This is a genomic window from Hymenobacter sp. UV11 (genome assembly GCF_004684095.1).
Taxonomy (GTDB): domain Bacteria; phylum Bacteroidota; class Bacteroidia; order Cytophagales; family Hymenobacteraceae; genus Hymenobacter.
Map to the genome: position 1 here is coordinate 234,222 of NZ_SRII01000007.1, position 14,883 is coordinate 249,104.

The 14,883-nt window shown below is 61.9% G+C and carries 13 protein-coding genes; 7 read left to right on the forward strand and 6 right to left on the reverse strand.

The genetic code is table 11. The features are described 5' to 3' along the window. Positions 1–39: 39 nt before the first annotated feature. From E4631_RS14975 to E4631_RS14985, 3 genes are read right to left on the reverse strand one after another with little or no spacing between them, the layout of a single operon-like run. Positions 40–2,277: a xanthine dehydrogenase family protein molybdopterin-binding subunit gene (locus tag E4631_RS14975; RefSeq protein WP_205704246.1), complete on the reverse strand. Its 2,238-nt coding sequence runs from the start codon at positions 2,275–2,277 to the stop codon at positions 40–42. A gap of 12 nt (positions 2,278–2,289) precedes the next feature. Continuing rightward, on the reverse strand, positions 2,290–3,273 hold the full coding sequence (locus E4631_RS14980; RefSeq protein WP_133656480.1) for a xanthine dehydrogenase family protein subunit M: 984 nt from the start codon (positions 3,271–3,273) through the stop codon (positions 2,290–2,292). Further along, positions 3,270–3,902 (reverse strand): (2Fe-2S)-binding protein, encoded by a 633-nt coding sequence (locus E4631_RS14985; protein WP_133656479.1) that lies wholly within the window; start codon positions 3,900–3,902, stop codon positions 3,270–3,272. Before E4631_RS14985 ends, E4631_RS14980 begins: the two co-directional genes overlap by 4 nt. Positions 3,903–4,194: 292 nt before the next feature. On the opposite strand from E4631_RS14985, the gene E4631_RS14990 reads away from it, so the two are divergent. The 4 genes from E4631_RS14990 (at position 4,195) to E4631_RS15005 (ending at position 8,109) form a co-directional block, all read left to right on the forward strand. Further along, a complete protein-coding gene (locus E4631_RS14990) occupies positions 4,195–5,229 on the forward strand; it encodes an LLM class flavin-dependent oxidoreductase (protein ID WP_133656478.1) in 1,035 nt (344 codons plus the stop codon). A gap of 241 nt (positions 5,230–5,470) precedes the next feature. After that, complete coding sequence (locus E4631_RS14995; RefSeq protein ID WP_133656477.1) at positions 5,471–6,400, forward strand: AraC family transcriptional regulator; 930 nt, start codon at positions 5,471–5,473, stop codon at positions 6,398–6,400. Positions 6,401–6,509: 109 nt separating this feature from the next. Next, positions 6,510–7,391: an SDR family oxidoreductase gene (locus E4631_RS15000; protein ID WP_133656476.1), complete on the forward strand. Its 882-nt coding sequence runs from the start codon at positions 6,510–6,512 to the stop codon at positions 7,389–7,391. A 250-nt stretch (positions 7,392–7,641) separates the two neighbouring features. Next, positions 7,642–8,109, forward strand: a complete 468-nt coding sequence (locus E4631_RS15005; protein ID WP_133656475.1) for a GNAT family N-acetyltransferase — start codon at positions 7,642–7,644, stop codon at positions 8,107–8,109. Positions 8,110–8,121: 12 nt separating this feature from the next. Here the strand turns inward: E4631_RS15005 and E4631_RS15010 are convergent, their stop codons facing one another. The 3 genes from E4631_RS15010 to E4631_RS15020 form a co-directional block, all read right to left on the reverse strand. After that, positions 8,122–8,913 (reverse strand): Gfo/Idh/MocA family protein, encoded by a 792-nt coding sequence (locus E4631_RS15010; protein ID WP_133656649.1) that lies wholly within the window; start codon positions 8,911–8,913, stop codon positions 8,122–8,124. Between the two features lie 293 nt (positions 8,914–9,206). Continuing rightward, positions 9,207–9,623 carry a hypothetical protein gene (locus tag E4631_RS15015; RefSeq protein WP_133656474.1) on the reverse strand — a complete coding sequence of 139 codons (417 nt, stop codon included), beginning with the start codon at positions 9,621–9,623 and terminating at the stop codon, positions 9,207–9,209. 51 nt (positions 9,624–9,674) lie between these two features. Beyond that, complete coding sequence (locus tag E4631_RS15020; RefSeq protein WP_133656473.1) at positions 9,675–10,670, reverse strand: tryptophan 2,3-dioxygenase family protein; 996 nt, start codon at positions 10,668–10,670, stop codon at positions 9,675–9,677. Between the two features lie 145 nt (positions 10,671–10,815). Here E4631_RS15020 and sdaAB point away from each other — a divergent pair, with 145 nt between their 5' ends. From sdaAB to E4631_RS15035, 3 genes are all read left to right on the forward strand, one after another. Continuing rightward, on the forward strand, positions 10,816–11,493 hold the full coding sequence (gene sdaAB / locus E4631_RS15025; RefSeq protein WP_133656472.1) for an L-serine ammonia-lyase, iron-sulfur-dependent subunit beta: 678 nt from the start codon (positions 10,816–10,818) through the stop codon (positions 11,491–11,493). A gap of 189 nt (positions 11,494–11,682) precedes the next feature. Next, positions 11,683–13,227 (forward strand): TolC family protein, encoded by a 1,545-nt coding sequence (locus E4631_RS15030; RefSeq protein WP_133656471.1) that lies wholly within the window; start codon positions 11,683–11,685, stop codon positions 13,225–13,227. 144 nt (positions 13,228–13,371) lie between these two features. Further along, positions 13,372–14,763 carry an efflux RND transporter periplasmic adaptor subunit gene (locus E4631_RS15035; protein WP_133656470.1) on the forward strand — a complete coding sequence of 464 codons (1,392 nt, stop codon included), beginning with the start codon at positions 13,372–13,374 and terminating at the stop codon, positions 14,761–14,763. Positions 14,764–14,883: the final 120 nt, after the last annotated feature.

The window sequence follows — 14,883 nt, forward strand, 5'->3', positions numbered from 1 at the left end:
ATGACGTTCTATTTTTCTGCAATGCCTTTTGTGAGGCGATTACACCAATTTATCGGGCGTAATGGGCAGCTCGCGCACGCGCTTGCCGGTGGCGTTGAACACGGCATTGGCAATGGCCGGGGCCACGCCGATGGTCGCGATTTCGCCGATGCCCTTGGTGCCCAGCGCGTTCACGTGGTAGTCGGGCTGGTTCACGAAGAACACCTCCACGGCGGGCGCGTCGGCCTGCACGGGCACGTGGTAGTCGGCAAAGTCCTTGGTAACGTAGCGGCCGTAGCGGTCGTCGATGACGGCGTGCTCCATCAGGGCCATACCGATGCCGCCCACCGCGCCACCCTTCATCTGGTTGGCGGCCGTTTTCTGGTTGATGATAGTGCCCGCGTCGGCGCCCGACACCAGCTTGCGCACCCGCACTTCGCCCGTGAGCACATGCACCGCCACCTGGGCAAAATGCACCGAAAACGAGTACATGGAGTACTGCTGACCATCATTGCCGGTAGGCTTCGACTCCACGTTCACCAGCGCCGCGCCGGGCTGCTTGGTCAGGTCGGCCAGGGGCACGCGGGCGGCCGCGTTGCTGCCCAGCGTGAGGTAGCCGCTAGCCAGCGCCACGTCCTCTTTTTTGGCCGAAGCAAAGGCCGGGTTACCGGCGCCCGCCAGCTCGCGCAACTTGTCTTTCAGGGCCAGGCAGGCATCCTGCACGGCCTGGCCCACGGTGTTCACCGTAGACGAGCCACCCTGCGAGCCCGACTGCGGAAAGCTGGCCTGGCCCAGCTCAAAGCGGATTTTCTCGGGGGGTAGGCCCAGCGCGTCGGCCGCAATCTGGGTCATGGCCGTGCCGGTGCCGGGGCCGATATCGGTGGTAGCGCATTGCAGCACGGCGGTGCCATCGGGCAGCAGCTGGGCGCTTACGTGGGCCGAGCCGCGGTGCGCCCCAAACGTCCCTACCCCCATGCCGTAGCCGATGAGCCAGTCGCCCTCGCGCACCGCGCCGGGCTCCAGCTTGCGTTGGCTCCAGCCGATGCGCTCGGCGCCCATCTGGTAGCATTCCTTGAGGTATTTGGTGCTCCAGGGGCGGTTGCGCTCGGGGTCCTGGTCGGTGTAGTTGCGCAGCCGAAACTCCAGCGGGTCGAGCTTGAGCAGGTGAGCCATCTCGTCCATCGCCGACTCTAGGGCAAACGCGCCGGTGGCCTCGCCGGGGCCACGCATCCAGATGGGCGTGCCCACGTTGAGGGCCGCGATGCGGTAGCGCGTGCTCAGGCTGGGCGCCTGGTACATCATGCGCGTCTGGGCCAGCGTCGATTCGGTAAACTCTTCGTAGGTAGAGGTTTGGCCGATGCTCTCGTGGCTGATGGCCGTAATTTTACCGTCGGGCGTGGCGCTCATGGCCAGCTTTTGCCAGGTGTAGGGCCGGTAGCCTACCGACGTAAACATCTGCTCGCGGGTCAGCATCAGCTTCAGCGGCCGGTTCACCACTTTGGCCCCAATGATGGCCGCCGACTCGTGCGGCCAGCTGTGCAGCGCGTTGCCAAAGGCCCCGCCCACGAAGGTGGCAATCACCTTCACGTTTTCCTCCGGCAAATTCCACTCGCGGGCAAAGTCGCGCCGCGTACCGATGGTGCCCTGCGTCTTGTCATACAGCGTGAGCCGGTCGGGCGCCTCCCAATGCGCCGTGATGGACTGCATCTCCATCGGGCTGTGCATCTCGGTCGGAATCACGTATTCCTGCTCGATTTTCAGCGATGCCTTTTGCAAGGCATCGGCCGCGCCGCGCTGGTAGTCGGCCATCGGCGACTTTGGGTTTTTCTGGGCCGAAGTGGGCAAAAAGGCATCTTTCGCCGCCGCCTTCATGTCGGTCTGGTGCGCCTCCTTGGCGTATTGCGCCCGCACCAGCCGCGCCGCGTGCTTGGCCCGCTCCAGCGTATCGGCCACCACCAGCGCAATCGGCTGGTCATTAAAGCGAATCTCGTTGTCGCTGAACACTTTCAGCGGCCCGCCCGTGGTGGCGGGCTGCGATGGGTCTTTGCCAACCGGCTTGAAGCCCGGCACCTTGGGCGAGTTGAGGTGCGTGACGACGGCCAGCACGCCCGGTGCGCGCTCGGCGGCCTTGGTGTCGAGGCCCGTGATGCGGCCCTTGGCGATGGTGCTGCCCACCAGCACGCCGTAGCTCATGCCCGGCAGCTCATACTCAGCCGAATACTTGGCCGCGCCGGTCACTTTCTGGTGGCCATCCACCCGGTTCATCGAAGCCCCGATGTGCTTTTCTTGCATTTTCATAAGGAAGCGGGGTTAGGCGGCGGCCGCCGTTTTCAGGGCCTGCACGAGGGTGTTGGGCGCGAGGCGCAGCTTGTATTCGTTGTGCTTGAAGGCTTTGGCGCCCTGCATGGCCACCGTGGCAGCCTGCCGGAACGACTCTTCCGTGGCGGGCTTGCCCACCAGCACCTGCTCGGCGGCCGTGAGGCGCCAGGGCTTGTGCGCTACCCCCCCTAAGGCGAGTCGGGCTGCCTTGATGGTGTTATTGCCGTCAATATCCAAGGCTGCCGCCGCGCTCACTAGGGCGAAGGCGTAGCTGGCGCGCTCACGCACCTTCTGGTAGTGCACGTGCTTGGTGAAGGGGCTGGCGGGCAGCTCCACGGCCGTTATCAGCTCGCCGGCTTCGAGGTTGGTGTCCTTTTCGGGCGTGTCGCCGGGCAGGCGGTGGAAGTCGCCGAACGGGATGCGGCGGTCGCCCTTGGGGCCGCTCACCAGCACCGTGGCATCGAGCGCCACTAGCGCCACGCTCATATCCGAGGGGTGCACGGCGATGCATGTAGAGCTGGCTCCGAAAATGGCGTGCATCCGGTTGATGCCCTCCAGCGCGCCGCAGCCCGAGCCGGGCTGGCGCTTGTTGCAGGGCATGGTCAGGTCGTAGAAATAGGTGCAGCGGGTGCGCTGGAGCATGTTGCCGCCCACCGTGGCCATGTTGCGCAACTGCGGCGAGGCGCCGGCGTTCAGGGCCAGCGCCAGCAGCGGGTGTTGGGCGCGTACCTGCGCGTCGTTGGCCACCGTCGAGTTCAGGGCCAGCGCTCCGAGGCGCAGGCCGGTGCCCGTCGTTTCGATTTTGGCGAGGGGTAGGCGGTTGATGTCCACCAGCTTCTGGGGCGTTACCACGCCGCGTTTCATCAAATCGACGAGGTTGGTGCCGCCGGCGATGAACTTGGCGTTCGGGTCCTTGGCCACCACGTCGATGGCCGCCTGGGCTTTCGTGGCCCGCACGTATTGGAACTGGTTCATACCTTCTGCCCTCCGTCTTTTACGTCCTGAATGGCGGCCACAATGTTGGCGTAGGCCCCGCATCGGCAGATATTGCCGCTCATGTACTCCCGGATTTCGCCTTCCGAGCCGGCGCGGCCCTCGCGCACGCAAGCCACGGCGCTCATTATCTGGCCGGGCGTGCAGTAGCCGCACTGAAAGCCGTCGTGCTTCACAAACGCGGCCTGCATGGGATGCAGCTTGTCGCCGTCGGCCAGTCCCTCAATGGTTGTGATTTCCTGCCCGTCGTGCATCACTGCAAAGCTCAGGCAGCTATTTACGCGCTGGCCGTCTACGTGCACCGTGCAGGCACCGCACTGGCCGTAGTCGCAGCCCTTTTTGGTGCCCGTGAGGTGCAGTTGTTCGCGCAGAAAGTCGAGCAGCGTAGCGCGCGGCTCCACCGTTACTTTGTGCTTCACGCCGTTGATTTTCAGGCTCAACGGCACTTTCTCGAAGGCGTCGGCCACGCGCTCGTCCAGCTTGGCGGCGGCGGCCTCTACTACCGTGCCCGGCACCAGGGCCAGGGCCGTGAACAGCGACGACTGTTTTAAAAACGTGCGCCGGTTTTCATCGTGGTTGGCCGGCCCGTCCGGCTCAGGATGCTTGGTCATGGGAAAAGGAAGCTGAAAGTGAGCTAGCGCTCGGCCGGACAGGCCGGGCGGGTCGCAAGTGGCAAAGCAATAAGTTAGGGAGAAAGTTGGCGAACTAGCAAATTGGTTGCACCGCCCGGCCCGTGCTAGCCGCCGCAGTCGGCCTATTAATGGGTTCGCGCTGGACTGCCCGTGGCCGTTTGGCCCGGCAGGAGGGGGTAGGGGCCCAGGGCCGCGGGCCGGGCGAAAAGCAATCAATTTGCCCGGCCGGGGGTTATACCTGCTCATTATCGACCGCCATTATCCCTTCGCTATGTCTTCCGTTGCTTTCTCCGTCCTCGATTTGGCCCCCATTGTGGCCGGCGCTACCCCCGCTGATACCTTTCATAACAGCCTCGACCTGGCGCAACATGTAGAGCAGCTGGGCTATACCCGCTACTGGCTCTCGGAGCACCACAACATGGCCAGCGTGGCCAGCGCCTCGCCCGTGGTGCTGATTGGCTACCTCGCGGGCGGCACCACCACGCTGCGGGTGGGCTCAGGTGGCATTATGCTGCCCAACCACGCCCCGCTGGTAGTGGCCGAGCAAATCGGCACGCTGGCCACGCTCTACCCCGGCCGCATCGACCTGGGCCTGGGCCGCGCCCCCGGCTCCGACCAGGTCACGGCCCAGGCCATCCGGGGCAGCCGCTTTGGCGGGCCGCAGGATTTTCCGCGCGATGTGCAGCAGCTCCAGAAGTATTTCTCGGCCAGCAACAGTACCAGCGCCGTGCGCGCCATCCCCGGCGAGGGGCTCGATGTGCCCATCTACATCCTGGGTTCGAGCACCGACAGCGCCTACCTGGCGGCGGCTCTGGGCCTGCCCTACGCTTTCGCCAGCCACTTCGCGCCCACCCAAATGATGGCGGCGCTGAGTATCTACCGTCAGAATTTCCGGCCCTCGGCCGCGCTGGCCGCGCCCTACGTCATTGCCTGCGTGAACGTGGTAGCCGCCGATACCGACGCCGAGGCGCAGTGGCTGTCCACGTCGCTGCAACAGTTTATGCTGGGCGTGGTGTCGGGTCACCCCGCCCCGCTACCCCCACCCGTCGAGTCGATGGCCCCGCTCTGGGCCCCCGGCCAGCAGCAGATGGTCGAGCACATGCTAGCCTATTCCTTCATCGGCGGCCCGGCCACGCTGCAACAGGAGCTGCAGGATTTTATCGACCAAACGCAGGTGAATGAACTCATGGCCGTTTCCAATATTTTCAGCCACGAAGCTCGCGTGCATTCCTACGCGCTATTGGCCGAGGCGCTACGCGGCGTGTCGGTGCCGCAGGTAGAAGGTGAATTGGCGGTAAGGAATTAATTACCGCAATTTCTTGCTTGTGAAAAGCAATTAATTTAGGACCTACGCAAAAGCGCCTGTCATTGCGAGCGAAGCAATGACAGGCGCTTTTGCGTAGGTCCTACTAATATAAAAGGCGCACATCAACCAGAGTGGGAAAGGCTATAACCTGGTTTACAACATTGCGGCGGTCGGGGAGGGGTAGGCGCAGGTTGTAGTTAAAAAGTCCGAGGCATACCTTTGATTTTTACAACTCTTGCCTATGCCTCCCCGTCCGCCTGCCGAACTCCTCACTAAGCTGGCTCCCGCAGCCGGCGTTGCTCCCAACGCCTTACTGCCGACCGACCAGCAACGAGAAGTCGGCCTGTTCAACGTCTTCAACGTGGCCGACCTGATGCTAGCTAACCGCGACCGGCCGCCGATGACGTTCGACCGGCGGGCGTTCTACAAAATCAGCCTCATCCGGGGCCGCAGCCGGATAGAGTTTGCCGACCAGGTGGTGGACGTGGCCGACGGTGCCCTGTGGTTTGCCACCTCGCGCGTGCCCTACCGCTGGCTGCCGCACGACCAGGACCAAACCGGCTACTTCTGCATCTTCACCGAGGAGTTTTTGCTACCCGCCAAAGGCCGCACGGTAGTCGATGAGCTGCCAGTTTTTCAGCCCGGCGCCTACCCCGTGTTCGCGGTCACGGATGCCGAATACGCGGCCATTGGGGCGGTTTTTGAGAAGATGACCCAGGAAATTGCGTCTGACTACCTCTATAAATACGACCTGCTGCGCGCCTACCTGTTGGAGCTGATTCATCTGGTGCAGAAGTTTCAGCCCGCTCCGGCGCTGGCGCCCGCTCACTCGGCCTCGGCGCGGGTGGCGGCCCAGTTTGCCGACTTGCTGGAGCGGCAGTTTCCGCTGGAGTCGCCGCAGCAGCGGCTGCGCCTGCGCACGGCCACCGACTTTGCCGGCCAGCTGGCCGTGCACGTCAACCACCTTAACCGGGTGCTCAAGGAAACCACCGGCCACACCACCACCGGCCTCATCGGCGGCCGCGTGGCTCAGGAAGCCAAAATCCTGCTCAAGCAAACCAACTGGACCGTCTCCGAGATTGCCGACAGCCTGGGCTTTGCCGACGTGGCGCACTTTTGCAACTTCTTCAAGCGCCAGACCAGCCTGACCCCAGGCGATTTTAGGGGGTAGGGTCGTTGTTTGATTTTTTCAACAGATGGTTTGACCCGCGCAATGTCGCTTACCCCTGCTTGCCGGACCTTTGTGAGATAATAAATCACCTCATTTAAAGGAAACTAACATGCGTGTTTTCGTAACCGGCGCGTCGGGCTTTGTGGGCTCGGCCGTTGTGCAGGAATTACTCAGCGCGGGCCACCAGGTGCTCGGCCTCGCCCGCTCGGAGGAGTCAGCCCAGGCGCTACGCGCCGCCGGCGCCGAGGCCCATCGGGGCTCGCTCGACGACCTCGACAGCCTACGCCGCGGCGCGGCGGCCGCCGATGGCGTCATTCACTTAGCCTTTGTGCACGACTTCGCGGCCTACGAAACGGCTGGCCAAACGGACCGACTTGCCATCGAGGCGCTGGGCGAAACGCTGGCCGGCTCTGACCGCCCGCTGCTCGTCACCGGCGGGTTGGCGGGTTTCAACCTCGGTCGCCCCGCTACGGAGGAGGACAAGCCCATCGCCCTACCCCGTATGTCGGAGCCCGTGGCGCTGGCCCTGGCCACGAAGGGCGTGCGCGCCTCGGTAGTGCGCCTGGCGTCGTCGGTGCACGACCGCGACGACCATGGCTTCGTGCCGACGCTCATCAGCATCGCCCGCCAAACGGGCGTGGCAGCCTACGTGGGCGACGGCCACAACCGCTGGCCCGCCGTGCACCGCCTCGACGCGGCCCGCCTTTACCGCCTGGCGCTGGAGCAGGGGGTAGGCGGCGCCATCTACCACGGCGCGGCCGACGAAGGCATTGCTATGCGCGACATTGCCGCCATCATCGGCCGCCACCTGAATCTGCCAGTCGCATCCAAAACGCCCGAAGAGGCCGCCGACCATTTCGGCTGGATGGCCCGCTTCGTGGGCCTCGACATGCCGGCCACCAGCGTGCTCACGCAACAGCGGTTGGGCTGGCACCCCACCCAGCCCGGCCTGCTGGCCGACCTGGAGCAAGGGCATTATTTTCAAAGCTAGAAAGCCTATGCTGATGCCTGCACTAGCACGGTTTCAGGGTCAGGGGCAGTAGCGCGAACTTTGTAGTTCGCGTCCCCGAGCCGTTTGGTTGGTTCTAATGGCGCGGAGACGCGAACTACAAAGTTCGCGCTACTATTCCTACCCCCCGGCAAAAGCCTCGCTAAGTAAGTACAGTGAGGCTTTTGCCGGGGGGTAGGAAATTGAGCAGCCTGGCGCCAACACGCCGCCCGCGCCGCTACTTTCGCGGCCCATGACGACCCTACACTGGACAACCAAACCCTTCGACGCCCTCACCCTGACCGAGCTATACGCCCTGCTGCAGCTCCGTAGCGAGGTTTTTGTGGTGGAGCAAACCTGCGCTTTTCAGGATATTGACGGCCACGACCCGGCGGCCCTGCACCTGCTGGGGCACACCGATAGTGGCGATTTGGCCGCTTACGCCCGGCTTTTCGAGGCGGGCCGCAGCTACGACCAGGTCAGCATTGGGCGGGTCGTGACTTCGCCGTGCTACCGGCGCCAGGGCTTGGGCCAGCAGTTGCTAACCCAGGCCCTGGCGCAGTGCCAGGCGCAGTTTGGCCCGCAAGCCATCAAGATTGGCGCCCAGCTTTACCTCAAGGAATTTTACGAAAGCTTCGGCTTCGAGCAGCAGGGCGCGGGGTACTTAGAGGACGGTATTCCGCACATCTATATGCTACGCCCCGCGCCGGCTGTGGCGTAGCACCGAGGCTCCTTACCGGCTGCTTTTGCTTGTCGTGGCGGGAGCGGTTTGCGGCCACCCCTGCTTGGGTAGCTGCACCGTGCGGCCTTCTTTGGCTGACTGCCGGGCGGCGTCCAGAATCTCGACTACCAGCATATTGGTGGGTAGGGAGGATAGTACGTCTTCGGGCGCGGTGCCGCGTACTACGGCCGCCAGGTATGCGAAGGGCTCGTCGTAGGGCACGGGCGGGGCGGCCACGGTTTCATCTTTGGCGGGGTCTTTTTCGGTGCGGCGCACGCGCAGGTGGTCGCGGTCGAGGGCGATGACCGAGCCGGTCTGGCCGTACACTTCGAGGTCTTTGCGGGCGTAAGGCCAGTTCCACGACGCCTCAATGACGCCTTGGGCCTTCGCGTAATTAACTAGGATGGTCACATCGTCTTCCACCTTGGGGTATACGTCGGGCTTGATGTGCAGGGCGCTGGCCGTGACGGATAGCGGCCGTTCGCCGCGCATGAGCCAGGTCATAAGGTCGGCGCCGTAGCAGCCAAAATCGGGCAGCGCCCCGCCGCCGTTCTGCACCGGGTCGGTGAGCCAGGTCAGAAACTCCTGGTTCACCCCGATTTCCTTGGGGCCCTGGTGGCCGTCGTGGGCCACCATCCGGCGGATATCACCGAGGGCGTGGTTCTGCACCAGCTGATAGGCGGCGCGGTTGGAGCCGTACCAGGTGGTTTCGTAGTTGGTGAGCAGGTGAATGTGGTGCTTTTGAGCCAGCGCGGCCATCTGGCGGGCGTGGTCCATATTCACGGCCAGCGGTTTTTCCACCATCACGTGAATACCCTTGCGGCAATGCCCACCCGCAGGGGGGTAGGGGGCGCAGCTTGGGCGGTGGCAGCCAAACCGGCCAGCAGCGCGACCAGGAAAAATAGCTTCTTCAGCATGAGCGTGGGTGGGAATAGGGTGGGGTATTCATTTCTTGAGGATTAGCTGCGACTGAAAGAACGTCATGCTGAACGCAGTAAAGCATCTCTACCGCTTCGTTGGATTAATCTAACGAAGCGGTAGAGATGCTTTACTGCGTTCAGCATGACCGTTCCTACTTTCCCTGTATGCTCTAAAACCTAGCGCGTAATACCAGCTTCGGGGGAATGGTGCTCATTGCCAAAGCTTAGTAAAGAATCTAACGTCTGCTCAGTTGCTTTTAAGGGATAAATCAAGTCACTGATAAAACCTCTTTGTACACTTTCAGCCAAGTCATTCCAGCCCTCTACTTGTGCTATATGAAATTTAAGTACAGTTAGTTTCTCAGCATCGTTGTCAATGCTTGGCCAACCATTAGCCATAAAAAATTTGGTTGGGCCAGCACCCGAGGCGGCTGCTTTTTGCCAAAGTATTTCGGTAGATTTTGCGTAAAGCGCCCCCAGGATTGGACTGCCGGCTATGGTCGAAGCGCCCGAATCTTCAGACTCGAATTTTATAAAATGAAGCGCTTTACTTAAAGCTGTCAGCTCATGCGGCTCGAAAGAGGAAAAATCCATTGGCTCTGAAAGGAGGTTATGTTAGCTCCTAAATTAAGTAAATGGGCTTTTTTACCCCAGTTCTTCCAGCACCTTATCTACCCAGCCCTTACCCCACTCTTCTAGCTCCTGGGCACTCCAGAGCTGAGGGTAGAAGATGCGGCGCTGAAACTTGGGGGGCAGGTAGTTACGCCAGTTGGTGCCGCCGGTGGCGGGCACGTCGGTCGGGTCGCGCTGCAGATAGCGCACCGCCGATTTGTAGTGCATGAGCGGCCAGTTGACGTTCACGTTCACGTCAAGCTGTTTGAGGGCGCGCAGCAGGCGCGGGTGGTGGCGGTCGGCCTCAGGCAGGCGCTGCACCACGGCCCAGGCGTTGCGGTGCTCATATTGGCGGGCGTGGGCCACGAGCTCGCCGGTATACTTGCGCTCAAACTCCACGAGGGTCAGGGCTTTGGCGCCGGTGTCCTCCACGGTGGCGCCAGCTTGCCAGTAGATGCAGCCCATAAATTCTTCGTGGGTCGGGGCATCGCCGAGCAGGCGGCGTTTTTCGGCGGGTACCAGGTTTTCGAGGGCCGTGCTGGCAAGTTCGATGAAGCGATACTGCACGCTCTGGAAGCCTGAGGCCGGCATCAGGCTCATTCTGAATTGCAGAAACTGCTCCTTCTCCATGCCGTCCACCATCACGTCGAACGAGTCGATAAGATTCTCAAAATAGCGGTTCACGCGGCCCAGGCGTAGCACCACCTCGCCCAGCGTGGGCTCTTGTAGTTCGCCCAGCTGCTCATACTCGTGCAGGCAGAGCTTAAAATACAGCTCCGTAATCTGGTGGTAGATGATAAAGATTTTCTCGTCCGGAAACTTGGTGAGCGGCCGTTGCAGGCTCAGCAGCGTATCGAGCTGAATGTAGTCCCAATAGTTCACGTAGTCAGCGTGATACAGGCCTTCGAGATAAGCGGCCAGGTCCTGGTTGTCGGCCGCGTAGCGGGCTTGCAGGCGGCGCAGCTGGGCCAGCACAGCGGGCGAAAACTCGGCTTCGGGCGCGGCGGGGGGGGTAGGCGAAGGGGCCATCGGCGGGAGGTGGTGAATGGGGCAAATATCGGCAGGCCCCGCCGGGCGCGGGTCGAACGCGGCGGGGCGCTACTTTTGAGGCTGCATCTGTCATTGCGCTCGCAACGACAACGACTCACTAGTTCACTACTCACCACTCACCACTTTGGCCGAAAAATCCAGCATTTTTGACATGATTGGCCCGGTGATGATTGGGCCCAGCTCGTCGCACACCGCCGGGGTAGTGCGCATTGCGCGGGCCGCTATCCGCATCCTGGGGGCGGTACCTACCAATGCCGTCATCACGTTTTATAACTCGTTTGCCCGCACCTACGAGGGCCACGGCTCGGACCGCGCCATTGTGGCCGGCCTGCTCGGCTACGCCCCCGACGATACGCGCATTCGCACCGCCTTCGACCACGCGGCCGAAGCGGGGCTGACGTACACCTTCCAGAGCGTGGGCAACGCTTCTACCCTGCATCCAAACACCATCAAGCTGAACCTGACCGGCCCCGATGGCCACCGCGTGGAGGTGATTGGCCAGAGCCGGGGCGGCGGCGTTATCCGCATTGTGGAGGTCGATGGCTTTAGCTGCGATTTTTCGGGCGCGCTGCACACGCTCATCGTAGATGCGCACGATGTGCCGGGCTCCATTGCCTTCATCGCCTCGGTTATTGCCCACGACGACTGCAACATCGCCACCATGTTTGTGTCGCGCAAGGGTAAGCGAGATGCCGCCCGGCAGTTTATTGAAATGGATAGTGCTATTAAAGAGCTGACACTGGCCTACTTGCGCCACCTGAGCTGGGTGCAGCGCATCACCTACATTCCAACGCTGGAGTAAGCAGCCCTACTTTCGCCCACAAATAGAGGTGAAAAGCCGGTGAAGCCTGGTAATGAATTGCCCTTGTTGCCGATACTACCCCCCTCGCAGCGGCCGAAGCGGCATCCTGGCCGGCAAAAATATTTGCTGGTCTACTGCGTTTTCGCAGTGTCGGGTCTCTGTTTGTAAATACGTTAGCTCTTCTTTTCTATGACTGCACCAAGTACCTGCCTGTTACGCGCCACCCTGGGGCTGGCGGGCCTGCTGGCCGCCGGGCCGCTGGCCGCCCAAACCCAGCAAGATGCGCGCCCGGCCTCACCGCCCGCGGCGGCGCTCAACTCGCCTGCGGCGGCCGCTACCGGCCCCTGGACGCTCCGGCGCGCCGTAGACTATGCCCTGGACCACAACCTGGGCGTGCGCCTCAACCAGTTCACGGCCCAGGGCAATGCCCAGGTGCTGCGCCAGAGCAAGGCGGCGCTGCTGCCTACCGTCAACCTGAATGCGACCCAAGGCTGGAACTACGGTACCTACGTGAACCCGGTAACCTCGCAGTTTCAGAACGCGACAACGCGCTCCAATAACTTCGCTGCTCAGGGGCAGCTGGTTATCTTTCAGGGGTTTATCCTGCGTAATACCATTAAGCGCAATGCCCTGGACTACGAGGCCAGCGTGCAGGATATTGAAAAATCTCGCAATGACCTGAGTCTCAACGTGGCTTCGCAGTTTCTGCAGCTGGTGTTGGCGCAGGAGCTGGTGCGCGCCAACCAGCTGTATGTAGACAATTCCCAGGCTCAGATTGAACGCTCTAAGCTGCTGCTCAAGGCGGGTAGTATTCCGGAGAGTACGCTGCTCGACAACCAGTCGCAGCTCGCTACCAACGAGTTGAACGTGGTAACGTCGCAAAATCAGGCCAATCTGGCTCGCCTGGCGCTGCTGCAGCTGCTCAACATCGACCCGGCTACGGCTCAGAATTTTGAGATTGAGGTGCCCTCACTGCCCGACCCTGACCAGGAAGCGTCTTACACGCTGGACCTGAACGCGGTGTACCAGCAGGCCGCCAACACAAAACCCGAAATTCAGGCTGCCGACCTGCGCGTGCGGAGCGCCCGCCGCAGCGTAGATATTGCCCGCGGCAGCTACTACCCCCGCCTGTTTCTCAACGGCTCGTTGTCCACGGTCTTCTCCTCGTCGCAATCGACGCGCATCTTCACCGGCGACTCAACGGCTGCCCAGTACGTGCCGGTGTTGCAGCGCGTATCGAGCGGGGCTATTGTACCTACCAGCTACGTAGTTACGACCGGCCGGCAGCCCAACTTTGAGACTCTGCCATCGCGCTTTATCGACCAGCTGAGCAATAACTACGGCAAGGCCATTCAGTTTGGCTTGTCCGTCCCGATTCTCAACGGCTTGCAGGTGCGCACGGGCGTGCAGCGCGCCATTATCAATGAGCAGGCCGCCGGGGTGCGCGCCGAGCAGGCCCGCCTCACGCTGCGCCAGGGCATCGAGCAGGCGTATGCCGACGCTCGCGCCGCGCAGCTGCAATATGCTGCTGCCACGCGCCAGGTAGCGGCCCTCACGCTCACGCAGCGCAACTCGGAAATTCGCTTCAATAACGGCTTGCTCAGCGGCACCGAGTTCAATATTGCCCAAAACAACCTGAACTTTGCCGTCTCCAATCAGCTGCAAGCCAAATACACCTTCATTTTCCGCCGCAAAGTGCTCGATTTCTACCAGGGCATCCCACTGGAGCTGTGAGCGTTGGCCGTTGGCTAATGGCTGCCAGCACGAGCCTCAAAGTGGCGCTTAGCTGACGTTTTGGTAAGATAGGAATAATTGCAAAAAAAGCTAACGGCTAGTAGCTAACAGTTAGCGGCTTAGTATTAGCGAACAGCTTAAAAAATGAAAAACAACCGTATACTATACATTCTGGCGGCCGTAGTAATCGTACTCATCGGAGGATTCGCGCTGGCCAAAAAAATGGGCTGGATTGGCAAGCCCGCGGGCGCTGAGGTGACGATGGCCATGGCCGGGCCGGCCACCATTGTGGAGAAAGTGAGCGCCTCGGGCAAGGTGCAGCCCGAAACGGAAGTGAAAATCTCCCCCGACGTATCGGGCGAAATCACGGAGCTGTACGTGCACGAGGGCGACTCGGTGAAGAAAGGGCAGCTGCTGCTGCGCATTCGGCCCGACAACTACGTGGCCATGGTGAGCCAGCAGAGCGCCGCCGTGGGCACCCAGCGCGCCAACGTGGGCCAGGCTGAAGCCCAGCTGCAGCAGCAAACCGCCAACGCCAAACAAACGGAACTGACCTACCGCCGCCAGGCTTCGCTGTATAAGCAGAAGGTGATTTCGCAGGCCGACTACGAGGCCGCGCAGGCTGCCTATAATGCCTCGCAAGAGCAGCTGAAAGCCATTCAGGCGCAAATACGGGCGGCCCAAAGCACCGTGCGCAGCGCCCAGGCCGGCTTGCAGGAAGCCCAGAAGAACCTCAACAAAACCACCATCTACGCGCCGGTGAGCGGCACCGTGAGCAAGCTCAACGTGAAGAAGGGCGAGCGCGTGGTGGGCACCACCCAGATGGCCGGCACCGAAATCATGCGCATCGCCAACCTTAACAACATGGAAGTGCGGGTGAGCGTGAACGAGAACGACATTATTCGGGTGCAGCTCGGCGACTCGGCCGAGGTGGAGGTAGACTCTTACACCACCCAGAATGAACGCTTTAAAGGTATCGTAACGGCCATCGCCAACACGGCCAAGGACGCGCTCACGGCTGAGGCCGTGACCGAGTTTGAGGTGCGCGTGCGCCTGCTGCCCGACAGCTACCGCCATCTAGTAAAAGTTGGTCCCAAGGGCCACAGCACCGTGCCCTTCCGGCCGGGCATGACGGCCTCGGTCGATATCATTGCCGACCGCAAAAGCAACGTGTTGAGTGTGCCGCTGGCCGCCGTGACCACGCGCTCCGACTCGGCCGCCGTGCGTAAAAACGACCAGAAAGTGGAAGGGGCCGACGCCCGCGCCCAGGCAGTGGACCAGAACGGGGCCGCGCCCAAAGCGAAGATTGAGGAAGTTGTATTCGTGATAAAGGACGGTAAAGCCGTGCTGACGCCGGTAAAAACAGGCATCAGCGACTTCCAGAATATCGAGATTGTGAGCGGCCTCACTGCCGGCACCAAGGTGGTGAGCGGGCCGTTCCGGGCCGTGTCAAAAACGCTGAAAAACGGCACCGCCGTTATCGTGAAAGATGCCGCCAGCCTCAGCAAAGATGCCCTGGCCGACAGCGGCAAATAGCTGCCGCGCCCTACCCCCCCCGTTTTGCGTAAGAGCGGGCCAGCGTAAGCTGGCCCGCTCTTTTCTTTGTATTCTATGTCGATTTTTACCCTTTGTCGGCCCCTTGGACGGCCATTTCGT